We start from the raw sequence: 22,817 nt of genomic DNA, 5'->3' as shown, positions 1-22,817 counted from the left end.
GTCCGCTCGCGAGCCCGGTGTCCGTCCGTCAGGAGGGCCCCGCACCGATGCGCGGGGCCGGCCGTCCGCGCCTAGGCGGCGGGAGGCGGCAGTACGGTTGCGTGCATGATCGGGACCCTACCCCGCGTCCGGCCGGGAGGCCCCCGCCTTGTCCACCGCCGCGGCCCGCGGCCGCCCCCGCACCGCGCCGGCCGGCGCACGCTCCCCCACCGTCCCGGTCGCCGACGCCCCGGTCGCCGTCGCCGCATCGACTGCCGTCCCGGTCGCCGACGCCGCGTCCGCCGCCGATCCGGAGCCGGCGACCTGCGCCGACGGTCCCGCGGGCGTCCCGGTCTGGGCGATGAACGCACCCACCAGGACCACCACCCCGCCCGCCACCTGCGGCGCGGTCAGGTGCTCGCGCAGCAGCACCCACGCCAGGACGGTGGCCACGACGGCCTCCAGGCAGGCGACCACGCCTGCCACCTGCGTGGAGAGCCGGCGCACCGAGACGATCCCGGTGACGTACGCGAGCACGGTCGCCACCAGCACCACCCAGCCGACCAGCAGCCAGGCCGCCACCCCCGTACCGCCCAGGTCCGCGGTGCCGGCCAGCACCCCCGCGTCCATCTCCCACGGCCGGGCGACGGCGGTGAGCACCAGCGCGCCGATCAGCAGCCCGTACGCGATGACGCCCAGCGGGTCGACCGGCTCGTCCTCGTCGCCGCCGCGCCCGCTCAGCACGAAGTAGCCGACCTGGCAGCAGGCCGCGCCCAGCGCGAGCGCCACGCCCAGCGGGTCGAACCGCAGCCCGGACCACACCTCCACCACGCACGCCAGTCCGCCGACCGCCAGCACCGCGCCGAGCACCGCGGCCCGGGTGACCGACCGCCGCTGCACAAAGCGGACCCAGCCGAGGACCAGCACCGGAGCGAGGTACTCCAGCAGCAGCGCGACGCCCACCGGGATACGGGAGATGGAGGCGAAGTAGCAGGCCTGGACGCCGGCCACGGCGAGCAGGCCGAAGCCGGCGAGCAGGCCCGGCTCGCGGCGCAGCAGGCCGCGGTGACGCCAGGCCAGCGGCAGCATGACCAGCGCCGCGCCGGTCACCCGCAGCCAGACCACGTGCAGGGGGTCGAGCCCGGCCTCGATGAGCGGCTTGGCCGCTACGCCGGAGCCGCCGAAGGCGACGGCCGACAGCAGGGCGAGCCCGAGGCCGGTTCTTCTGTGTGGGGACGCGTGCATCGGGTCATCATGGCAGCGCTCGTCAGCACCGTGAAACGCGTGACGCCTGTTGAGACGGCGGGGCGATCCGGGCGCTGAGCTGGGCGGCGTCCACCCGGGCCCGCCGCAGCACCTCGGCGGCCCGGCACTCCCGGTCGGCGGCGAGCGCGGCGAGCACGTCGGTCCCGTGCGGCCGGTCGTCGCCGCGCCGCGCGGCCGCGGTCCGCGCGGCCTCCATGGCGGCGACGGCCGCCGGCGACCAGCCGGGCACGTCCGGCTGTCCGGCCGCGGTCAGGCGGCCGGAGCGTTCGGGCACGCCCTGCCAGCGCAGCCCGTAGCCGATGCTGCGCTGGACGAGGTAGCCGAGCACCCGGGCCAGTTCGGCCGCGTCGGCGAAACACGCCCGGGCGGCGGGGTCGGACTCCAGCAGCGAGTGCAGCAGGTGCGCGGTGTCGATCCGGCGCTCGCCGTCCCGGTGCGCCCGGCGGCGGGCGCCGGCGACCACCGCGGCGGGCTCCTCGACGGCCGCCGGCCGGTCGGCGGGGGTGCGGAGCGCGGAGGGGCGGGGCGTGGAGGTGTGCACCCTGCCGACCCCATCACGGCCCCGGGCCGGAAGTCGTCCTCACCCGGGCGTAATCCGCCGTCCCACGCAGGGCGGGCCGCCGCCGTGCGCCCTCCTCCTCAGGAATGAGACGCGCCTCCGGGTCCGGGGCATGGCGGAAGCCCGCGACCCGTGGGCCGCGGGCTTCCGCCGGTCGGTCGTCAGTCCTCGTCCGCCAGGATCAGGTACATCCTCTTGCGGGCGTCGTTGATGACGGCGAGGGCCTTCTCGCGCTGCTCGGCGCTGCCGGTCTTCCAGACCTGGCCGAACGCTTCCAGCAGCCCGAACCCGGCCTGCCTGACCTCGTTCACCGCATCCCAGTCGACACCCTTGCCGGCCTCCTCCCACGGGGCGTCCGGCCCCGCCTCGGCCTCCGCGCGCCCGGCCTCGGTGAGCGTGAACAGCTTCTTGCCGCCCTCGCTCTCACTGCCGATCAGGCCCTCGTCCTCCAGGAGCTGGAGGGTCGGGTAGACCGAGCCGGGACTGGGCCGCCAGGCCCCGCCGCTGCGCTCGGAGATCTCGCGGATCATCTCGTAGCCGTGCATCGGGCGGTCCTTGAGCAGCGCCAGGATCGAGGCGCGCACGTCACCGCGGCGGGCCCGCCCCCGTCCGCCGCCCCGGCCGCGCCCGCCGAAGGGCGGTCCGCCGCCGAAGGGGCCGCCGCCGAAGCCGGGACCGAACGGCCCGAACGCGGCGCGCAGCCGCTCGAATTCGCCGCCCTCGCCCCAGCCTCGCGGTCCGGGCCCGCGGTGTCCGCGACCCCGGCCGTGCCGGTCGCCGTGCTCGTGCCCACGCTCGTGGCCGTGCTCGTGTCCCGATCCCGGGAATCCCTGGAAACGCATCTGCGTCACTTCCTTCCACATCGCCTTCATCCGCAAGCTCGTCAATCGCTCGCGATGCTTCAACGATATATCGGAAACACTCGCCGAGCAACCTTTCGGCCGACTCCGGACGGACGCCGTGCCGGCGGCCCCGGGTGCGGAGCAACTGGCGCGGGGCGGCTCCCCGGCGCGGCGAGGTGTGCGCTGGCGGCGCGGGTGGGAGCGGGACCGGGCCAGACCCACGACGAACACGTCCTGCGCCCGGCGGGCGTCCATCCGGCCACGCCCACGCCCGGGTGGCGGGTGGCCGGGCGGTATCGGCGTCATGATCATGGAAAGTCCGCCGTCAGCCGCGCGGCACCCCCGCGAGAACGTCTCCGGAGAGGGCCGGCGGACGCGCGGGTACGTACGGGCCCGGGCACCCGTCCGCGACCTGCCGGCAGGGACTAGCGTCGCGCCATGCGCATCCGAATCGTCGACGCCTTCACCGACCGCCCGTTCGCCGGCAACCCGGCCGGGGTCCTGCTCCTGGACGACGGCCCGCACCGGTCGTTCCCGGACGACCGCTGGCTCCAACGGGTCGCCGCCGAGGTCAACCTCTCCGAGACGGCGTTCGCCCACCCGCTGCCGCCCGGCGGCGACGCCGACTGGGCGCTGCGCTGGTTCACCCCGGTCGCCGAGGTGGACATGTGCGGGCACGCCACCTTGGCCACCGCGCACGTGCTGCACACCGCCGGGCGCACCGCCGGCACGGTCCGCTTCGCCACCCGCAGCGGGGTGCTGTCGGCGACAGCGGCCGGCGACGGCGCCCTGGCGATGGACTTCCCGACCTCGTCGCTGACGCCGGCGCCGGCTCCGGCGGGCCTCGCCGAGGCGCTCGGGGCCGAGGTGGTGTCGGTGCACGACACCGCCGCCCACATCGGAGACCTGCTGGTGGAGCTGGCCGACGAGCGGACCGTCCGCGGACTCGCCCCCGACCACCCCCGGCTGGCCGCGCTGTCCGAACGGGGCATCATCACCACGGCCGCCGCCGAGGAGCCCGGCCGGGGCTACGACTTCGTCTCCCGCTGCTTCTTCCCGGGCCTGGGCATCGACGAGGACCCGGTGACCGGCAGCGCGCACACCGCGCTGGCCCCGTTCTGGTCGGCCCGTCTCGGCCGCGCCGAGCTGACCGGCTTCCAGGGCGGCGCCCGCACCGGCCTGGTCCGCACCGCGCTGCGCGGCGAGCGCACCACCCTCACCGGACGGGCCGTCACCGTCATCGACGGCGAGCTGCTCACCCCGCCCGCCTAGGGCGCGAGGGTCAGGCGGTGGGCAGCCAGTCCACCCGCCCGGCCAGCAGTCCGTAGCCGACGAACGCCACGATGTCGAGCAGCGCGTGGGCCGCCACCAGCGGTCCCACTCGCCCCCACCTGCGGTAGAGCCAGACGAAGACCACGCCCATCACCATGTTGCCGACGAAGCCGCCGACGCCCTGGTAGAGGTGGTAGGACCCGCGCAGCAGCGCGCTGGCGGCCAGCGCGGCGTACGGCGTCCAGCCCAGGCCGTCCAGTCGGCGCAGCAGATAGCCGACGACGATGACCTCCTCCACCACGGAGTTCTGGATCGCCGACAGCACCAGCACCGGGTACTTCCACCACACCTCGGGCAGCGACTCGGGCACCACCGTCAGATTGGCCCCGGCCGCCCGCACCACCAGGTAGAAGGCGAGACCGGCGCTGCCGATGCCGGCCGCCACCAGCGTGCCCCGGCCCAGGTCGGACCAGGGGCGGCGCAGGTCGAAGCCGATGGCGCGCAGCCCCGGCGCGCCCTCCCGGGTGAGCAGATGGGCGACCAGCAGCACCGGCACCAGCGCGGAGGCGATGCCGAACAACTGCCAGGCCAGGTCCAGCCAGGGCCGCCCGGGCGCGTAGGAGCCGTTGAGGGTGGCGGCCTGGTCCTTCAGCCCTTCGGGCCGGGTGAGCGAGCCGACGAAGCTGATGAGCGCGGAGACGCCGCTCGCCCCCAGCGAGAGCGCCAGCACGATCCAGGTCTCGGACCGCAGGGTCCGCCGTGAGACGCCCTCCACGGGAAGGGTTGCTGCCACGTGCCCGTACACCTGCCTCCGGTCGGATGCCGCTGCCTGCCGTAGCCGACAGCTTGCCCGACGCGGGGCCGGTCCCGCGCGCGGGGGTCAGTCGTCGCCGATGCCGGTCGGCCAGGTGTGCACCGGCTCGCCCTGCCGCATCAGCCGGCAGTACTGGCGGGTGGTGGCGGCCAGCGCCGCGTCCCGCTCGAGGCCCTCCTCCAGGGCGTGGTGGAAGGTGTCCACCTGCCAGGAGGCGCCGTTGACCCCGCGCCGGCAGCGCTGCTCGATGATGCCGAGGTAGCGGTCCCGATCGGCCTTCTCGATGCCCCAGGCGTCCAGTCCGGCGGCGGCCAGCGGCAGCAGTTCGTCGCGGACGAGCTTCACCGCGGGCACGGTGGTCACCCCGCCGCCCCGGCCCGGGCGGGGCCAGCGCAGCTCGGCGTCGATGCCGTGCCGGCAGGCGGTGTCGAAGTTGCGGGCGGCGTCCTCGAAGGGGAGCCGCCGCCACACCGGCCGGGCGTCGTCGGCCAGCGCCCGGATCAGCCCGTAGTAGAACGCGGCGTTGGCGACCACGTCCTCCACGGTCGGCCCGGCCGGCAGCACCCGGTTCTCCACCCGCAGGTGCGGCACGCCCTCGACGACCTCGTACACCGGCCGGTTCCAGCGGTAGACGGTGCCGTTGTGCAGCACCAGCTCCTGCAAGGTGGGCACGCCGCCGGCGTCCAGCACGCTCAGCGGGTCCTCGTCGTCGCAGATCGGCAGCAGCGCCGGGAAGTAGCGGACGTTCTCCTCGAACAGCTCGTACGGCGAGGAGATCCAGCCCTCGCCGAACCAGGTCCGCGGCCGCACGCCCTGCGCCTGGAGCTCCGGCGGGCGGGTGTCGGTGGCCTGGGTGAACAGCGGCGGGCGGGACTCGCGCCACAGCTCCCGGCCGAAGAGGAACGGCGAGTTGGCGCCGACGGCGATCTGCACCGCGGCCAGCGCCTGGGCGGCGTTCCACACGTCGGCGAACCGGTCCGGCGTCACCTGCAAGTGCAGTTGCACGGAGGTGCAGGCGGCCTCGGGCACGATCGAGTTGGCCGTGCTGGTCAACCGCTCCACGCCGTCGATGTCCAGGGTGAAGCTCTCGCCCCGTGCGGCGGTGATCTGGTCGTTGAGCAGGACGTAGCGGTCGACGTCGGAGAGGTTCGCCGACACCAGGTCCTTCTCCGCGAGGGTCGGCAGAATGCCGATCATCACGATTCCGGCGTCCACCTCGCGGGCTTTGCGGTGCGCATATGCCAGCCCGGTGCGCAGCTCCTCGGCGAGCTGTTCCAGCACCCGCCCGCCGAGCCGGTGGGGCTGGATGTTCACTTCGAGGTTGAACATTCCCAGCTCGGTCTGGAAATCGCGGCTCGCGATTCGCTCCAGCACCTCGCCATTCATCATGCGCGGCATCCCGTCGGCGCCCGCCAGATTCAGCTCGATCTCCAGTCCCATGAGATTGCGCGGCTTGTCGAAGCGCTTCTCGGCGAGGAGCCGCCCGAGGCCCGTCAGGCACTGCTGGAGCTTCGCGCGGTACCTCTGCCGGTCGGACAGGTCGAACCCGTCCGCCACGACCTTCTCCCCCATCGAAGCGTCCTTCCTCATGGGTGGGTACGCGGCACCGGCCGCTTGCGTCACGGACCATACTGCCCACACGGGCTGATCCATAACGCCCGCACCGGCGGGCCGCGCCGGGTAGTCTGGATAGGTCCTTCACGCGGCACATTCCGGAGGCATGAGGCCGCGGGCAGTAACCGCCTCGACGGCCCGCCGAAACGGCGCGCGCCGCCCCGGAATCGGGCGTCGCGATCCAGCCGACCGCGTTCCGGGCGACGGCGCAGATGAGCGTCGCGCCCCCCGCGGTGAATGCACAGGAACGCCGCGAAACAAAGTCCGGATGCGCCCTTGCCGGTAACCGCGCCGACGGCTAGCCGAAACAATCAGTGAACACCCGTCGTATAAACTCCGCGGAACGAGGCAGAGAGTCGCGCGTCCGGCCACGAGCCCGGCGCCCACCTCCGACCCCGCAGCCGACAACGTCGTCCGCGTCCCCTTTTCGCAGCACTCGCAGCACCCTGTCTCCACCCCTTCGCACCTGTCTCCCGCACGCCCGTGTCCTGTGACCGAGAGGCGACCCACATGCCGCTTCAGGTATCCCCCGCTCCCGCGCCCGCCCTGCGCTCCGTCCTCGCCGCGCTCGGCTCCCCCGCCGCCCGCGGCGTCCACACCCCCGCCCTGCGGTCCGTCCAGGGACCGCTGAGCCCCGAACTGCCTCTGCCCGTCCATGTGCTGGACGTACGTGACGCCCCGTCCGCGGCCGGTTCCGGCAGTGTGCGGCCGACTCGCGCCGGGGTGCCGCGCACCCGGCTGGCCGGCTGGCGGTTCCACATCCGCAGCGGCGACCGCCCGGTGGCCGCCGCGGACACCCTGCCCACGCCGGACGGCGGCTGGAGCGTCTCGCAGTTCTTCGAGGGCCCCTATCTGGCCTCGACCGAGCGGGCGCTGCGCCAGGCGGAGAGCATGGCGACCCGCTACCAGCCCCGGCTGCTGTCCGTGCCGGAGCTGTACATGCTGACGCTGTGGCTGCACGGCAACGCCGAGGCCGATCCGGCCGGGGGCGTGCCGGCGCCGACGGACCTGCTGGTGCCGCTGGCGCCGGCGCCGCCCGGGATCGCCCCGCACCTGCCCTACCGGGTCGCGGACCTGCTGCCGGTGATGACGCTGCGCCTCGCGCCGCCCCCGCTGCTGGAGTCCACCGCCTGAGCCCGACCGCCCCACCCGTTCGGACTAGTCAGTCGGTGTCAGTCCGAACCATCCGAAGTGATGGTCCAGTGGGGTTGAACCATCCGCGCGGGTGACACGTCATGGAGCGTGTAGGAGCTGTGCTGCGAAATCCCTGCGGATCGCCGTCCGTGGGGCAACACTGGGATCGGACCTGTCCCACAGGAACCGAGGGAAAACGGGGGGCGGCGATGGACTCCGCGTCGAGCCGCAGGACACACACGACACCGCAGCGAAAGAACCCATCCATGTGCCAGCACCAGCCAGCCTGTCCCACCGCCGACTCCGCCGACAGGGAGGCGGCCCGACTGGTGGCGCACCACCCGGAACAGGGCTGGAGCCTGCTGTGCAACGGCGTCCTGCTCTTCGAGGACACCGGCGAGCTGCTGCCGGACGGGCAGGTCATCGCCCCGCGCCGGCCGCTGGGCCCGGCGCAGGTGATGACGGCGGCCTGAGCGGCGCCGGCGGACCAGGACACGGCCGAGGGCCGGTACGGAGACTTCCGTACCGGCCCTCGGCGCGTTCACGGCCCCGGCGCGTTCACGCCTGGTGTCCGCTCAGCCGTCGTACTCGTCCAGCGGGGGGCAGGAGCAGACCAGGTTGCGGTCGCCGAAGGCGCCGTCGATCCGGCGCACCGGCGGCCAGTACTTGTCCGCGGCCGACACCCCGGGCGGGAAGACGGCCTCCTCGCGGGTGTAGGCGTGGTCCCAGTCGCCGCCCAGCGCGGCCGCGGTGTGCGGGGCGCCCCGCAGCGGGTTGTCCTCGGCCGGCCACTCGCCCGAGGCGACCTTCTCGATCTCCGCGCGGATGGCGATCATCGCCTCGCAGAACCGGTCCAGCTCGGCCAGGTCCTCGCTCTCGGTCGGCTCGATCATCAGGGTGCCGGCCACCGGGAAGGACATGGTCGGGGCGTGGAAGCCGTAGTCGATCAGCCGCTTGGCGATGTCGTCGACGCTGACGCCGGTCGCCTTGGACAGCGGGCGCAGGTCCACGATGCACTCGTGCGCGACCAGCCCGTTGGGGCCGGTGTAGAGCACCGGGTAGTGCGGCTCCAGGCGCTTGGCCATGTAGTTGGCGGCCAGCACGGCGACCTGGGTGGCGCGCTTGAGCCCCTCGCCGCCCATCAGCCGGACGTACGCCCAGGAGATCGGCAGGATGCCGGCCGAGCCCCAGGGGGCGGCCGAGATCGGTCCGACGCCGGTCTCCGGCCCCGCGGCGGGCTGGAGCGGGTGGTTGGGCAGGTACGGGGCGAGGTGTGCGCGCACGCCGACCGGGCCCACGCCGGGGCCGCCGCCGCCGTGCGGGATGCAGAAGGTCTTGTGCAGGTTGAGGTGGGAGACGTCGCCGCCGAAGCGGCCGGGCTTGGCGAGGCCGACCAGCGCGTTGAGGTTGGCGCCGTCCACGTACACCTGGCCGCCGGCGTCGTGTACCTGGGCGCAGATGTCGGCGACGTGCTCCTCGAACACGCCGTGCGTGGACGGGTAGGTGATCATCAGCACCGACAGCTCGTCGCGGTACTGCTCGATCTTGGCCCGCAGGTCCTCGACGTCGATCTCGCCGTCGTCGGCGGTCTTCACCACGACCACCTTCATGCCGGCCATCACCGCGCTGGCGGCGTTGGTGCCGTGCGCGGAGGACGGGATCAGGCAGACGGTACGGGTGGTGTCGCCGTTGGCCCGGTGGTACGCGCGGACCGCGAGCAGCCCGGCCAGCTCGCCCTGGGAGCCGGCATTGGGCTGGATGGAGACCTTGTCGTAGCCGGTGACCTCGGCCAGCCGCTCCTCCAGCTCGCGGATGAGCGTCAGATAGCCCTGGGCCTGCCCGGCCGGGGCGAAGGGGTGCATCTGGCCGAACTCGGTCCAGGTCACCGGCTCCATCTCGGTGGTGGCGTTGAGCTTCATGGTGCAGGAGCCGAGCGGGATCATGCCCCGGTCCAGCGCGTAGTCGCGGTCGGCGAGCCGGCGCAGGTAGCGCAGCATCGCGGTCTCGGAGCGGTGCGCGTGGAAGACCGGGTGGGTGAGGTACGCGTCGCCGCGCAGCCCCTCGGCGGGCAGCGCGTCCTCGGTGGCGGCGTCGAGTGCCTCGATGTCGCCGGAGACCCCGAAGGCCTCCCACACGGCGGCGACCTGGTCGCGGCCGGTGGTCTCGTCGCAGGCGGCCGAGACGTGGTCGGCGTCCACCTGGCGCAGGTTGACGCCGCCGGTGCGGGCGGCGGCCACGACGTCCGCGGCACGGCCCGGCGCCTTGGCCGTCACCGTGTCGAAGAACCGCCCGTGCACGACCTCGACGCCGCCGGCGCGCAGGCCCTCGGCGAGGATCGCGGCGTAGCGGTGGGTGCGCCGGGCGATGGTCCGCAGGCCGTCCGGGCCGTGGTAGACCGCGTACATGCCGGCCATGACGGCCAGCAGCACCTGCGCGGTGCAGATGTTGCTGGTGGCCTTCTCGCGGCGGATGTGCTGCTCGCGGGTCTGCAAGGCGAGGCGGTAGGCCTTGTTGCCGTCGGCGTCCACGGAGACGCCGACCAGCCGGCCGGGCAGGCTGCGGGCGTGCTTGGCCTGGACGGCCATGTAGCCGGCGTGCGGGCCGCCGAAGCCCATGGGCACGCCGAAGCGCTGGGTGGTGCCGACCGCGATGTCGGCGCCCAGCTCGCCCGGCGAGGTGAGCAGGGTCAGCGCGAGCAGGTCGGCGGCGACGGTGACGATCGCGCCCAGCTCGTGGGCCCGGTCGATGACCGGCTTGAGGTCCCGTACGGCCCCGGAGGCGCCCGGGTACTGGAGCAGCACGCCGAACACCCCGCGCTCGGCGATCTCCTCGGGGATGCCGTCGGCCAGGTCGGCGACGACGACCTCCACCCCGGTGGGCTCGGCGCGGGTCTCGATGACGGCGATGGTCTGCGGCAGGGCGTCCGCGTCGATCAGGAAGACGCCCTGCTTGACCTTGCCGACCCGGCGGGAGAGCGCCATCGCCTCGGCGGCGGCGGTGCCCTCGTCCAGCAGGGAGGCGCCGGAGGTGGGCAGCCCGGTCAGGTCGGCGACCATGGTCTGGAAGTTCAGCAGCGCCTCCAGCCGGCCCTGCGAGATCTCCGGCTGGTAGGGCGTGTACGCGGTGTACCAGGCCGGGTTCTCCATGACGTTGCGCAGGATGACCGGCGGGGTGAAGGTGCCGTGGTAGCCGAGGCCGATCATCGGGGCGAGGACCTGGTTGCGGTCGGCCAGCGAGCGCAGCTCGGCCAGCACCTCGGCCTCGGTGCGCGCGGCCGGCAGGCCCAGCGCCTCGGCGCTCTTGATGACGTCCGGCACGGCGGCGTCGGTCAGTTCGTCGAGCGACCCGTAGCCCACGTGCGCGAGCATCTTGGCCCGCGCCTCGGCGTCGGGCCCGATGTGCCGCTGTTCGAAGGGGATGCCCTGCTCGAGGTCGGCGAGCGGCATACGGTTGGCGGTCATCTGCGGGGGCCTCCTGGTCTCACGACCTGCGAGGGGCACCGTGGCGCGGGTGCCCGGACGGCCTCCCCCTCTGTCATCTCAACCTGAGAGCTTCACCGGGCCGCCCGGGGGCGGACCGGCTTTCACCGTCGGTGAGGGCGGGTGCCGTCCGACGCCTGCCCTGCTTTCCAGAGTGACCTCGTCCACGCGGTACGGGTGCCTGAGAGATTCCGGGGAGGATTTGCTCCTTCGGCGCCTCCGACGGTGCTGCTCGGAGGACTCTCCCGCGCGGGTTCAGCGGCCATCAGCCAGCCTACCAGCGGGGTCCCGGGCGCATCCCTCGAGTGGCCGACGTCACCGTCATGCCCTTTCGTAGTGTCCGTACCGCGGGCGCGACCTGTTGGAGGGACCGTGCAGACCGACATCGATCCGCGCAGCCTGATCGGCCGCAAGGCGTTCGACCGCAACGGGGACAAGATCGGCACGATCGACGAGGTGTACCTGGACGACGCGACCGGCGTCCCCGAGTGGGCGGCCGTGCGCACGGGGCTGTTCAGCCGGGACGCCTTCGTCCCCCTGGAGCCCAGCGAACTGGTAGGCGAGGAGCTGCGGGTGCCCTACGAGCGCGCCCTGATCCGGGACGCCCCCGACTTCGGCGTGGGCCGCCACCTCTCGCCGCAGCAGGAGGTCCAGCTCTACCACCACTACGGCATCGCCCTGCCGCCCGCGCCGCCCCCCGCCGACCGCGACTTCGGCCGGCTGGCCGGCCACGAGGACTGACCGCGCCGACCGGCGAGACCGGCACGGCGCGCCCGGCCCGCCCCGGCGCCGCGGCGGGCCGGCTGGACCCGCCGCGCTCACGCCGGGCGGTCGGTCTCGTCCCGCGGCACCAGCGGCAGCGGCTCGGACGGGCTGAGCAGCGGGTCGCCGGCGGCGAAGGTGCGCACCCGTCCGGGCACGGAGCCGGGCGACTCGAACCGCACGGTCACCCGCCCGATCCCGCTCCCCTGCACCCACCCGGCCCCGTATTCCGCGTGGTGCACGTCCTGCCCCGCCAGCCACTTCCGTGCCCCGCCGTCCGGCGACGCCTCCGCGGAGGGCTCCCGTGCGTCCGCCTCCGCCTCGGGCGCCGCCCCCTGGCGGGGGCTCCCGCCAGGGGCTTCCGGCGGCCGTACGGGCTCCGCGCCCGCCGGCGGGTCGGCGTCCGGGTCCGGGGCGCCCGACGGGCTCCCGGCGGTGTCCGATCCGGCGGCGGGCGCCCCCGGGGCGGCATCCGCCGCGACTCCGGCGGCTCCGGCGAGCGCGGCCGCCTCGCGTGCCTCCGCCGCCTGGGCGAACAGGTCCTCCTGGGTGTAGTCGGCCAGCCCCGTCACGCCCACCCCGAGCAGCCGCACCCCGCCGGTGGTGTCGACCAGCTCCAGCAGCCGGGCCGCCGCCTCCCGGACCACGGCGGGGTCGTCGGTGGGGCCGCGCAGCGTCTCGGAGCGGGTCAGCGTCGAGAAGTCGTAGCGGCGGACCTTCAGCACCACCGTGCGCCCCGACCGGCCGGCGCCCCGCAGCCGCCGCACACAGCGCTCGGCCAGCTTCTCGACCTCCGCCCGCACCCGCACCCGGTCGTGCAGGTCGACGTCGAAGGTGTCCTCCACCGACACCGACTTGGCGTCCCGCTCGGCCACCACGGGGCGGTCGTCGTGCCCCAGGGCCATCCGGTACATCCCGGTCCCGTGCGCCCGGCCCACCAGCCGGACCAGCTCGTCCTCGCCCGCCTCGGCCAGCTCGGCCACCGTGGTGATCCCGGCCCGCCGCAGGTGCTCGCCGGTCGCCGGACCCACCCCGGGCAGGATGCGCACCGGCTTGGGCCCCAGCAGCTCCCGCTCGGTGCCCGGCTCGATCAGCAGCAGTCCGTCCGGCTTGGCCTCCTCGGAGGCGATCTTGGCGAGCATCTTGGAGCCGGCCAGCCCCACCGACCCGGTCAGCCCGGTGACCGCGCGGATGTCCGCCCGCAGCCTCTCCCCCGTGCGCAGCGCGCCCGGCGCGTCGAACGCCGTGCCGGCGGCCTCCAGGTCGACGAACGCCTCGTCCAGACTGAGCGGCTCCACCAGCGGCGACAGCTCCCGCAGCAGCGCCATCACCTGGTCGCTGACCGACCGGTAGACGGTGAACCTGGGCACCAGGTACGCGGCGTTCGGCGCGAGTCTGCGCGCCTGCCCGGTCGGCATGGCCGAGTGCACTCCGAACCGTCTGGCCTCGTAGGACGCCGTCGCCACCACGCCGCGCGGACCCAGCCCGCCGACCACCACCGGCTTGCCACGCAGGCTGGGCTTGGCCGCCTGCTCCACCGAGGCGTAGAAGGCGTCCATGTCCAGATGGAGGATGGTCGGCGCGGCTCTCACGGTTCCGATCCTGCCGCACCCCACTGACAACCGCCCCGCATGCCTGTACGACGTCGTGGGCGCCGCTTCCCGCCCGCCTGGACCAGCGGGTCCGGGGCCCGCGGCCCGACCCGGCTCAGACCGCCCGGTCGCGCCGGCGGCGCGCCAGCTCGTCGCCCGGGTGGTGGCCGACCAGGGTCTCGCCGGTGTCCACCCGCTCGCCGTGCAACTGCGACAGCGCCGTCTCGACATCGCTCCAGACCACGCCGACCGCGATCCCGAAGACGCCCTGACCGCCCTGGAGCAGCTCCACCACCTCGCCGGGCGAGGAGCACTCGTAGACGGTGGCCCCGTCGCTCATCAGGGTCATGCGCTCCAGGTCCCGCCCGCCCCGGGTCCGCAGGTGCCGCACCGTGGTGCGGATGTTCTGCAAGGCGACGCCGGTGTCCAGGAACCGCTTGACGATCTTCAGCAGGACCACGTCGCGGAAGCTGTACAGGCGCTGGCCGGCCGATCCGCCGGCGGCCCGCACGCTGGGCTCCACCAGCCCGGTGCGGGCCCAGTAGTCGAGCTGCCGGTAGGTGATGCCGGCGGCGGCGCAGGCGGTGGGCCCGCGGTAGCCGACGGCGTCCGCGGCCGTCTCGGCCCGCTCGTCGTGCACGGCGTCGGGTGCGGCGTACGCACCGCCGCGGGAGGCGCGCGCCGCGCCGCTCGGCCCCAGGCCGGTCGTTCTGCCGTGAAGCGGGTACGGCCCCTGCTCCACCGGACCTCGTCCGGGGGCGCTCCCCGTCGCACCGTCGCCGCTGATCACCACGCCGACCCTCCGTCCTTGACCTGCCCTGTCGAAGGTAGGCAGTCACCGGGGGTGCGTCAACGATCGCCACACTCGCCACGCCGAGTGATAATCACCCTGAGAGTGGTTTGGCGTGTCCTCTAACCGGGTAAGGATCGGCGTTTCGTCAGAGGGCAGGCAGGCCGGAGGCGGCCCGGCCCGGCGCTACTGGCTGCTGGAACCGAAGTCCTCGGGCGAGATCTGGTCGAGGAACTCGCGGAACTTCTCCACCTCGTCCTCCTGCTCGTCCGGGATGGCGATGCCCGCGTCGTCGAGCACCCCGTCGCTGCCGAAGATCGGCGTCCCGGTCCGCAGGGCCAGCGCTATGGCGTCGGACGGCCGCGCGCTCACCTCCACCCCGCTGGCGAAGACCAGCTCGGCGTAGAAGACGCCCTCGCGCAGGTCGGTGATGCGCACCTCGGTGAGCTCCTGGCCCACCGCCTCCAGCACGTCCTTGAACAGATCATGGGTGAGCGGCCTGGCAGGGGCCATGCCCTGCTGGGCGAAGGCGATCGCCGTCGCCTCTCCCGCCCCGATCCAGATCGGGAGGTACCGGTCGCCTCCCACTTCACGCAGGAGCACGATCGGCTGGTTGGACGGCATTTCCACCCGGACACCGACGACATCGAGCTCGTTCACATGGCAACCCTAGGACGTGCCGGACCGATTTGGATAGTCGGGCCCTCCCAAGATCGGCCGCACACCGTCGCCCGGCGTCCGAAAACGGCCGTGCGCAGGGCCGTGCCCGCTACCTCGGGCGCGCGCCCAGAGCGGTGCGGACCAGCGCCGCGTGCAGCCGTACGGACAGCTCGGCCAGCTCCTGGACGGTCGCCTCCGCGTGCGCCCTGGTCTGCGGGTTGCGGTGGCGCCGCAGCGGTGCCACGACCTGCTCGATGAGGCCCGCCTCGCGTTCGGCCGCCGCCTTCGCGGCCCGTAGATGGCGCGCTTCCAGGCCGAACCGGCCCAGCTCGGCGACCAGCTTGGCCACCGTCACCGCGTCCGCCGGATAGCCGCCGTCCGGACCGGGCTGGAGCAGGCCGTAGGACTCCCACTCGACGAGCAGGCCCTCGTCCACCCCGGCGGCCGCCAGCAGCTCGGCCCGCCCGATCCGCACCGGAGGCGCGGGCTCGGCCGGGTCCGCCGCCGGATCCCCCGGCGCGTCCGGGCGAGAGCCGTCGGGCCGGGGGCCGTCCGTCCAGGGGATGTCGTCCGCCGGCCGGCGCTGCCGACCGGGGCCGGCCGGGGCCGCGGCCTCGGCCTCGCCTCGCTCGACGGCGTCCAGGTGCTCGCGGATGACCTTCAGCGGAAGGTAGTGGTCGCGCTGCATGCGCAGGATGCGCACCAGCCGCTCCACGTCCGCCGGCGAGAACTTCCGGTAACCGGAAGCCGTCCGCCGCGGCTCGACCAGCCCCTCCGCCTCCAGGAAGCGGATCTTGGAGATGGTCACCTCGGGGAACTCCTGGCGCAGCCTGGTGAGCACCGTGCCGATGCTCACCAGGCGCTGCTCCCCGCGCGCGGCGCCGTCGCCGGCGCCGCGCGGCACGGGGGTGCCCGGCCGGGTCACACGCCCCGCTGCTGGCTCGCGAAGAAGACCAGGCGGTACTTGCCGATCTGCACCTCGTCGCCGTTGTTGAGCAGCACCGAGTCGATCGGCTCGCGGTTGACGTAGGTGCCGTTGAGGCTGCCGACGTCGGAGACCGTGAAGCTGCCGTCCGGCCCGCGGCGGAACTCCACGTGCCGCCGCGAGACGGTCACGTCGTCGAGGAAGATGTCGCTCTGCGGGTGCCGGCCGGCCGTCGTCAGGTCGCCGTCCAGCAGGAACCGGCTGCCCGAGTTGGGGCCCCGGCGCACCACCAGCAGCGCCGAGCCGAGCGGCAGCGCCTCCACGGCGGCCTGGGCCTCCGGGGAGAGCGACGGCAGCGCCGTCTGGCCGGTGGCCTCGGAGTCGTACGCCTCCAGGCCCGAGATCGAGATCGTCGACGTGGTCTCGGAGGCGCGCTCGGGCACCGCTCCGGCGCGCAGCGGAGCGCCGCAGTTGGAGCAGAACCGGCTCGCCTCGGGGTTGCGGTGACCACACCTCGAACACACCGGCATGGACGAACCCTCCTGCCGAAGCTGGCCCGCGTGGTGCGGGCTGGTGGCGTACGGGTCGGGGGTGTACCCGCCGCCCGCACCCGAGGTCGGTGAATCCCCGAAACCTATGGGCCCGGCCGCGGCAGGGTCAACAGACGCGCCCTGGGCACCGGGAACGTCACCACCGGGATGGGCGACCTCGTCACGGAACAGGGGGCGCTCGCCGCCCTGCTCCTCACTCTGGCCATGGCGCGGTGCGCGGTGCCGGGCGTTGCCGCCGTCCTCGCGTGCGCTCTTGCCGAACAACTTCGCAAACAACTTCACGGGCGATTCCCCTTGAACGAAACAGACCCGCCCGTGGGGCAGGACGACCTTCGGACGAACACACCTGCCGACCCGGACATTCTCACAACGTCCGTATCCTCCGGACAGTTTCCCTCACGCACCGCGATCTCGGTGCGCCGACCCCCCGCAACCCGGCGCCCCTGCCGGACGGCCGCCGTACACCTGTGGCTCACTGCGGTGACGACCGAGCGTAGTCAGGCCGCTGCACCGGTCGCAAGGCATCCACGACGATCTTCTCCGACCTGGTCACCACCGCGGTGGCCTGCTCCTTCTCCAGCGTCTGCACGACACCGCCCGGAATGTTCAGGGCCGGCTCCAGATCCTCCGGCTTCCCGATCACCTTGAAGACGTACGGGGCCTTGATCTCGTGCCCGTCGACCTCGATCTCGCCGGCGTCGCCGCTGAAGTAGCTGTTGGCCACCGTACGCACCCCGTTGACCTGGATGGCCTCGGCGCCGGCCGCGCGCAGCTCCTGGATGGCGTCCAGCAGCATGTCCGCGTCGACCGCGCCGCCGCCGTCCTGGACGGTGAGCGTGATCCCCGGACCCTGCGCGGCCACCGTACCGGCCAGGATGCCGAGCTGCCGCTCCTTCTCCACCGTCTGCCTACGGGCCTCCTCGGCCTGGTCGGAGCTGTTCTCCAGCTCCGTGCGCTGGTCCTCCAGCCGGGACTTCTCGTCCTCCAGCCGCTGGGTGCGGTCGTCCAGCTCGTCCAGGATGCGGACCAGGTCCTCCTGCCGCGCGCCGCGCAGCGCCTGGTCGTCACCGGTCGAGCGGACCTGGATGGCCAGCCCGAGACCGAGCCCGAACAGCAGCAGCGCGACGACGAGTTGGGCCCGCGTCACCCGCGGCGGCCACAGCCCCGCGAAGAGCCGCTGCCGACCGGTCACCTCGTCCCCGCCGCTTCCCGCCGACGGCTCGGCGGGCGCGGTCGACTCGCTGGACGCGGCCGACTCGGCGGGCGGCACGGCCGGAGCCGGTGTCGGCGTCGGCGTCGCCTCGGGGGTCCGCTCCGGGACGGGCGACGTCCGCGCCTCCCCGTACGCCGGTCCCGCCGTACCGCCCACCGGCTGCTGCGGCGGCAGCGGCTCGTGCGCCGAGCGGACCGGCGGAACCGGCCGCGACGGCGGCTGCTGGGCGGCGACCGGCGGCAGGAAGGCCAGCGTCTGCTCGACCGGGGCCTCCGGCGGCGGCTGCCCCGCGTCCCCCGCCGGCTGCGCCGCCACCTCGGGCCGCCCCGGGGGCGGCGGGGTCGCGGCGGGCCGCTCACCGGCCGCCGGAACGCCCTCCACGCCCGCCTCGGGGCCGGTCTCGGGCCTCTGGTCGTCGTTGCTCATCGGCCTCACGCCCGGAACACGTGCCGCCGGATCGCGGCGGCGTTGGAGAAGATGCGGATGCCGAGCACGACCACCACACCGGTGGAGAGCTGCGCGCCCACGCCCAGCTCGTCGCCGAGGAAGACGATCAGCGCGGCGACGACGACGTTGGAGAGGAACGAGACCACGAAGACCTTGTCCACGAAGATCCCGTCGAGCATCGCCCGCAGACCGCCGAAGACCGCGTCCAGCGCCGCGACGACGGCGATGGGCAGATAGGGCTCGACCGCCGCCGGCACTTCGGGCCGGATGAACAGTCCGACCACGACTCCCACGACGAGGCCCAGTACGGCGATCACGATGTGCCCTTCCCTGCTGTGTCGGTCCCGTCCCCGCCGTCGCCGTCGCCGGCGATCCTCGGCTGCGCGGTGCGGACGATGAGGCTCGGCGCGGCCGGCAGACCGACCTCGTCCTGCTCCGAAACGGTGCTGCGGACACCGTAGTTCTCGCGCAGCACCTCCAGGTACGCCCCGTCGGCGCTGTCCTGGAAGGAGGTGTGGAGCCGCTTGGCGTCCCCCACCGCCAGCACGGTGTACGGGGGCGCCAGCGGCCGGTTGTCGACCAGTATGGCGTCGCCCGCGGCCCGGATCGCCGACAGGGCGGTCAGCCGCTGCCCGTTGATGGCGACCGCCTCCGCGCCCGCCTGCCACAGGCCGTTGACCACCCGCTGCATGTCCCGGTCGCGCACCCGGCCGGTGTCCGTGAAGGAGGCGCTCTCGCGCGGCCCGCCGCCGCCCTTGTCGCTGGCCTCGGCGTCGTCGATGACGAGTTTCAGCCCCGGCCCCTTGACCGCGGTGGCCCCCGACAGCAGTCCGACCAGGTCCCCCTGGTCACCGCCGTGCTCCTGTAGGGCCTGGCGCTGCCGCTCCCCCACCTCGGCCCGCAGGCCCTCCACCCGCTTCTCCAGCTCGTCGGCCGCCGAGGTCTCCGACTGGATGCGGTCGATCAGCTCCTCGCGCTCCTTGGCCACCACCGGGGCCGCCGTACGCGCCTGTGCGGCACCGAGCGTGACGACGAGCGCGGCCAGCACCAGCCCGGCCGCGAGCCCCAGCTTGGCCCGCAGGGTGCGCGGCAGACCCCGGTCCTCGGCCGCCCGCCGGGCCGCGGCCTCCGCGTACCCGTCGTCCAGCGCGTGGTCCATGACGTTGTTCAGCAGCGACATGGACGCGTCGGGCCGCGGCGGCGCGCCGATGCTCCGATCAGGTGGCTGCTGCGACATGCCGCACATCGTCGCACGTCGCGTCGGGTTCCGCCGAATGGAGTACCGGTGTGCCGCACCCGTGTCGTACGGCGCCGGGTGCGGCACACCGGTGAACGCGTCAGCGGCCCGCGCTCTCCACCACGGCGGCCCACTCGTCCAGCAGGGCCTGCGCCGAACCGTCGTCCGGCCCCTCGGCCCACAGGTGGGTGACCGCCTCCGCCGGGTCCGGCAGCACCATCACCCAGCGGCCGTCGGCCTCCACCACGCGCACACCGTCCGTGGTGTCCACGTGCCGGTCGCCGGCCTCCTCCACGACCCGGCGCATCACCAGGCCCTTGACCGCCCACGGGGTGGCCAGATCCCGCTTGAGCACATGGGCCCGCGGGATGCGCGCGTCGATCTGGCTCAGCGTGAGCTGGGTACGGGCCACCAGCCCGATCAGCCGCACGAACGCGGCCGTGCCGTCGAAGACGCTGCTGAACTCCGGCACGATGAAGCCGCCGCGGCCGTCGCCGCCGAAGATCGTGGAGTCCTCGCGGCCCACCCGGGTCAGGTCGTCCGGCGACGTCGTCGTCCAGTCCACCTGGGTGCCGTGGTAGGCGGCCACCTGCTCGGCGATCCTGGTCGTGGTCACCGGCAGCGCCACCCGCCCGCTGCGCCGCTCGGCGGCGACCAGGTCGAGCAGCACCAGCAGCGCCCGGTCGTCCTCGATGATCCGGCCCCGCTCGTCCACCAGCGAGAGACGCTCGCCGACGGTGTCGAACCGGACGCCGAACGCGGCCCGCGCCGACGCCACGATCTCGCCGAGCCGCACCAGCCCGGCCCGCCGGGACTCGGCGGACTCGGTGGGCCGCGACTCGTCCAGACCCGGGTTGATGGTCAGCGAATCGACGCCCAGCCGCCCGAGGAGGCTGGGCAGCACGAGCCCCGCGCTGCCGTTCGAGGCGTCCACCACGATCTTCAGCCCCGCCTCGGCGACCCCCGAGGTGTCCACCGACCGCAGCAGCGACCCGGTGTAGGAGTCGTAGACGCTGGACGGGAACGACAGGTCGCCGATCTCGCCGGGGAACGCCCGCCGGTACTCCTGTCGGGCGAAGACCCGGTCCAGCTTGCGCTGCCCGGCCTGCGACAGGTCCGCGCCGCGCTCGTCGAAGAACATGATGTCGACGGAGTCCGGCACGCCCGGAGTCGTACGGATCATGATGCCGCCGGCACTGCCGCGCGCCGTCTGCTCGCGGGCCACCGGCAGCGGCACGTTCTCCAGGTCGCGTACGTCGATGGCGCTGGCCTGAAGCGCCGAGATCACCGCCCGCTTCAGCGCCCGCGCACCACGCGAGTGGTCACGGGCCGTGGTGACGGTCGCGCCCTTCTTCAGCGTGGTGGCGTACGCGCCCGCCAGCCGCACCGCCAGCTCCGGGGTGATCTCCACGTTCAGGATGCCGGAGACGCCGCGCGCGCCGAACAGGTGCGCCTGGCCGCGGGACTCCCAGATGACCGAGGTGTTGACGAACGCGCCGGCCTCGACCGTCTTGAACGGGTAGACCCGGACGTTGCCCTGGACAATCGATTCTTCGCCGATCAGGCACTCGTCGCCGATGACCGCGCCGTCCTCGATCCGGGCGGCCCGCATGATGTCGGTGTTCTTGCCGATGACACAGCCGCGCAGATTGCTGTGCTGGCCGATGTACACGTTGTCGTGCACCACCGCCCGGTGCAGGAACGCCCCGGTCTTGACCACCACGTTGGAGCCGACCACGGTGTGCTCGCGCAGCTCCGCGCCGGCCTCCACCTTGGCGTAGTCGCCGATGTAGAGCGGCCCGCGCAGCACAGCGTCCGGGTGCACCTCCGCACCTTCGGCCACCCACACGCCCGGGGAGATCTCGAACCCGTCCAGCTCGACGTCGACCTTCCCCTCCAGCACGTCGGCCTGCGCCTTGACGTAGCTCTCGTGGGTGCCGACGTCCTCCCAGTAGCCCTCGGCGACATAGCCGTAGATCGGCTTGCCTTCCTTCATGAGCTGCGGGAACACGTCGCCGGACCAGTCCACCGACACGTCGGCCTCGACGTAGTCGAAGACCTCGGGCTCCATCACGTAGATGCCGGTGTTCACCGTGTCGGAGAAGACCTGCCCCCAGGTGGGCTTCTCCAGGAACCGCTCGACCTTGCCCTCTTCGTCGACGATGGTGATGCCGAACTCCAGCGGGTTCGGCACCCGCGTCAGGCAGACCGTGACCATCGCACCCTTTTCCTTGTGGAAACGGATGAGCTCGGTGAGGTCGAAGTCGGTCAGCGCATCGCCGGAAATCACCAGGAAAGCGTCGTCCTTCAGCGCCTCCTCGGCGTTCTTGACACTTCCCGCGGTGCCGAGCGGCTTCTCCTCGTTGGCGTAGGTGAGTTCCATGCCGAGTTCCTCGCCGTCGCCGAAGTAGTTCTTGACGAGGGAGGCGAGGAACTGCACCGTGACCACGGTCTCGTTGAGACCGTGCCGCTTGAGCAGCCGCAGCACGTGCTCCATGATCGGCCGGTTGGCCACCGGCAGGAGCGGCTTGGGCATGCTTGAGGTCATGGGGCGAAGGCGAGTGCCCTCGCCGCCGGCCATAACGACGGCCTTCATGTCGGAAGCGTCCTCCTAGCAGAAACGACGGTCAAGCCGACCGCGTCCGTCCGGGACCACACCCCCGCTCACGGCTGACAGACGTGTGCGCATGGGCGCACGACGCCGTGCTCAGACAGACTCAGTCGGCCGTTGCATCCGCCGTGACAAGTCGGCGGACCTGGACCACATACAAGATTCCTGCCCACCAATAGAGAGTTGTACCCCATCCGGCGAACGCCCACCCGAAAACTTCAGCGAGCGACGCGAGCCATCCGGTGCCGTCGCTGAGCAGCAGCAACGGGAAGGCGTACATCAGGTTGAAGGTGGCCGCCTTGCCGAGGAAGTTCACCTGGGGCGGCGGATAGCCGTGCCGGCGGAGGATGCCCACCATCACCAGCAGCATGAGTTCGCGCGCCAGGAGCGCGAGGGTGAGCCAGAGCGGCAGGATCTCCCGCCAGGTCAGTCCGACCAGCGTGGACAGGATGTACAGCCGGTCGGCGGCCGGGTCGAGGATGCGCCCCAGGCTGCTGATCTGGTTCCACCGCCGGGCCAGCTTCCCGTCGAGGTAGTCGCTGACCCCGCTGAACAGCAGCACCAGCAGCGCCCACCCGTCCGCCTTCGGCCCGCCGAACTCCGGCAGCAGAATGAGCCAGAGGAACAGCGGTACGCCGACGAGCCGGGCCATGCTGAGGATGTTGGGGATGGTGAGGACTCGGTCGGTCTGGACGCGAGTCTCCTGAACCTCCACCCGGGGGCCTCCTGGGGGAAACGTGCCGACGATGCCCCCCGACCCTACCGCCAGCACACCCCCGGCCAATAAGGAGGGTGCCGCCTCAATGCCCCTGAACGCAAGTAAGCCCCGTACCAGATTCCTGGCACGGGGCTCACCCACACAATTTGTTCGGCGGCGTCCTACTCTCCCACAGGGTCCCCCCTGCAGTACCATCGGCGCTGAAAGGCTTAGCTTCCGGGTTCGGAATGTAACCGGGCGTTTCCCTAACGCTATGACCACCGAAACACTATGAAGTTAAACAAACCAACCGGGCAAAATTCACGGCTGTTCGTTACTTCAGAACTAACACAGTGGACGCGAGCAACTGAGG

At 73.1% G+C, this 22,817-nt stretch carries 20 protein-coding genes, 1 rRNA gene and 1 riboswitch; of the genes, 4 read left to right on the top strand and 17 right to left on the bottom strand.

Features of this window, described 5'->3' with window-relative positions; all coding sequences use genetic code 11:
* Positions 1-117: 117 nt before the first annotated feature.
* From C6N75_RS06995 to C6N75_RS06985, 3 genes are all read right to left on the bottom strand, one after another.
* On the bottom strand, positions 118-1,224 hold the full coding sequence (locus tag C6N75_RS06995; RefSeq protein WP_105867973.1) for an EamA family transporter: 1,107 nt from the start codon (positions 1,222-1,224) through the stop codon (positions 118-120).
* 22 nt (positions 1,225-1,246) lie between these two features.
* Positions 1,247-1,786, bottom strand: coding sequence for a Clp protease N-terminal domain-containing protein (locus C6N75_RS06990; RefSeq protein WP_105867972.1), 540 nt, complete (start codon positions 1,784-1,786; stop codon positions 1,247-1,249).
* A 179-nt stretch (positions 1,787-1,965) separates the two neighbouring features.
* Entirely contained in the window at positions 1,966-2,646 is a 681-nt protein-coding gene (locus C6N75_RS06985; RefSeq protein WP_105868004.1) for a PadR family transcriptional regulator, read from the bottom strand.
* A gap of 438 nt (positions 2,647-3,084) precedes the next feature.
* Here C6N75_RS06985 and C6N75_RS06980 point away from each other — a divergent pair, with 438 nt between their 5' ends.
* Positions 3,085-3,918 carry a PhzF family phenazine biosynthesis protein gene (locus C6N75_RS06980; protein ID WP_105867971.1) on the top strand — a complete coding sequence of 278 codons (834 nt, stop codon included), beginning with the start codon at positions 3,085-3,087 and terminating at the stop codon, positions 3,916-3,918.
* 10 nt (positions 3,919-3,928) lie between these two features.
* Here C6N75_RS06980 and C6N75_RS06975 read toward each other — a convergent pair whose 3' ends face one another.
* Complete coding sequence (locus C6N75_RS06975) at positions 3,929-4,711, bottom strand: CPBP family intramembrane glutamic endopeptidase (RefSeq protein WP_105868003.1); 783 nt, start codon at positions 4,709-4,711, stop codon at positions 3,929-3,931.
* Positions 4,712-4,798: 87 nt separating this feature from the next.
* A complete protein-coding gene (locus tag C6N75_RS06970; protein WP_105867970.1) occupies positions 4,799-6,304 on the bottom strand; it encodes a glutamate-cysteine ligase family protein in 1,506 nt (501 codons plus the stop codon).
* A gap of 552 nt (positions 6,305-6,856) precedes the next feature.
* On the opposite strand from C6N75_RS06970, the gene C6N75_RS06965 reads away from it, so the two are divergent.
* Both C6N75_RS06965 and C6N75_RS06960 read left to right on the top strand, forming a co-directional pair.
* Positions 6,857-7,480 carry a hypothetical protein gene (locus tag C6N75_RS06965; RefSeq protein WP_105867969.1) on the top strand — a complete coding sequence of 208 codons (624 nt, stop codon included), beginning with the start codon at positions 6,857-6,859 and terminating at the stop codon, positions 7,478-7,480.
* Between the two features lie 266 nt (positions 7,481-7,746).
* The gene (locus tag C6N75_RS06960) at positions 7,747-7,953 is read left to right on the top strand and encodes a DUF5999 family protein (RefSeq protein WP_305124919.1); all 207 of its coding nucleotides are present in this window, start codon (positions 7,747-7,749) and stop codon (positions 7,951-7,953) included.
* Positions 7,954-8,055: 102 nt separating this feature from the next.
* Here C6N75_RS06960 and gcvP read toward each other — a convergent pair whose 3' ends face one another.
* The gene (gene gcvP, locus C6N75_RS06955) at positions 8,056-10,941 is read right to left on the bottom strand and encodes an aminomethyl-transferring glycine dehydrogenase (RefSeq protein WP_105867967.1); all 2,886 of its coding nucleotides are present in this window, start codon (positions 10,939-10,941) and stop codon (positions 8,056-8,058) included.
* Positions 10,942-11,118: 177 nt separating this feature from the next.
* Positions 11,119-11,217, bottom strand: a riboswitch (glycine riboswitch).
* Between the two features lie 114 nt (positions 11,218-11,331).
* Between gcvP and C6N75_RS06950 the strand changes: the two genes are divergently transcribed.
* Entirely contained in the window at positions 11,332-11,700 is a 369-nt protein-coding gene (locus C6N75_RS06950) for a PRC-barrel domain-containing protein (RefSeq protein ID WP_105867966.1), read from the top strand.
* A gap of 77 nt (positions 11,701-11,777) precedes the next feature.
* On the opposite strand, the gene C6N75_RS06945 is transcribed toward C6N75_RS06950, so the two are convergent.
* The 11 genes from C6N75_RS06945 to rrf all read right to left on the bottom strand — a co-directional run bounded on the left by C6N75_RS06945 (position 11,778) and on the right by rrf (position 22,730).
* Complete coding sequence (locus C6N75_RS06945) at positions 11,778-13,313, bottom strand: DNA polymerase IV (protein ID WP_105867965.1); 1,536 nt, start codon at positions 13,311-13,313, stop codon at positions 11,778-11,780.
* A 115-nt stretch (positions 13,314-13,428) separates the two neighbouring features.
* The gene (locus C6N75_RS06940; RefSeq protein ID WP_181160378.1) at positions 13,429-14,106 is read right to left on the bottom strand and encodes a MerR family transcriptional regulator; all 678 of its coding nucleotides are present in this window, start codon (positions 14,104-14,106) and stop codon (positions 13,429-13,431) included.
* A 183-nt stretch (positions 14,107-14,289) separates the two neighbouring features.
* The gene (locus tag C6N75_RS06935) at positions 14,290-14,763 is read right to left on the bottom strand and encodes a bifunctional nuclease family protein (protein ID WP_105867963.1); all 474 of its coding nucleotides are present in this window, start codon (positions 14,761-14,763) and stop codon (positions 14,290-14,292) included.
* A 109-nt stretch (positions 14,764-14,872) separates the two neighbouring features.
* Positions 14,873-15,667 carry a transcriptional regulator FtsR gene (ftsR, locus tag C6N75_RS06930; RefSeq protein WP_105868002.1) on the bottom strand — a complete coding sequence of 265 codons (795 nt, stop codon included), beginning with the start codon at positions 15,665-15,667 and terminating at the stop codon, positions 14,873-14,875.
* A 17-nt stretch (positions 15,668-15,684) separates the two neighbouring features.
* Entirely contained in the window at positions 15,685-16,629 is a 945-nt protein-coding gene (locus C6N75_RS06925; RefSeq protein ID WP_105867962.1) for an FHA domain-containing protein, read from the bottom strand.
* Between the two features lie 82 nt (positions 16,630-16,711).
* Positions 16,712-17,608 (bottom strand): DUF881 domain-containing protein, encoded by an 897-nt coding sequence (locus tag C6N75_RS06920; protein ID WP_407703203.1) that lies wholly within the window; start codon positions 17,606-17,608, stop codon positions 16,712-16,714.
* 275 nt (positions 17,609-17,883) lie between these two features.
* Positions 17,884-18,216 (bottom strand): small basic family protein, encoded by a 333-nt coding sequence (locus C6N75_RS06915; protein WP_105867961.1) that lies wholly within the window; start codon positions 18,214-18,216, stop codon positions 17,884-17,886.
* On the bottom strand, positions 18,213-19,136 hold the full coding sequence (locus tag C6N75_RS06910) for a DUF881 domain-containing protein (RefSeq protein WP_105867960.1): 924 nt from the start codon (positions 19,134-19,136) through the stop codon (positions 18,213-18,215). The genes C6N75_RS06915 and C6N75_RS06910 overlap by 4 nt, the downstream gene beginning before the upstream one ends.
* Before the next feature lie 100 nt (positions 19,137-19,236).
* Complete coding sequence (locus tag C6N75_RS06905; protein WP_105867959.1) at positions 19,237-21,732, bottom strand: mannose-1-phosphate guanyltransferase; 2,496 nt, start codon at positions 21,730-21,732, stop codon at positions 19,237-19,239.
* Positions 21,733-21,853: 121 nt separating this feature from the next.
* Positions 21,854-22,462, bottom strand: a complete 609-nt coding sequence (locus tag C6N75_RS06900) for a CDP-alcohol phosphatidyltransferase family protein (RefSeq protein WP_105867958.1) — start codon at positions 22,460-22,462, stop codon at positions 21,854-21,856.
* 151 nt (positions 22,463-22,613) lie between these two features.
* Positions 22,614-22,730, bottom strand: a 5S ribosomal RNA gene (gene rrf, locus C6N75_RS06895).
* Between the last annotated feature and the right edge of the window lie 87 nt (positions 22,731-22,817).

Source organism: Streptomyces solincola, from assembly GCF_002982015.1.
GTDB classification, from domain to species: domain Bacteria; phylum Actinomycetota; class Actinomycetes; order Streptomycetales; family Streptomycetaceae; genus Streptomyces; species Streptomyces solincola.
Note: the sequence above shows the minus strand (reverse complement) of the source record. Positions and strands in the feature narration are given on the sequence as shown.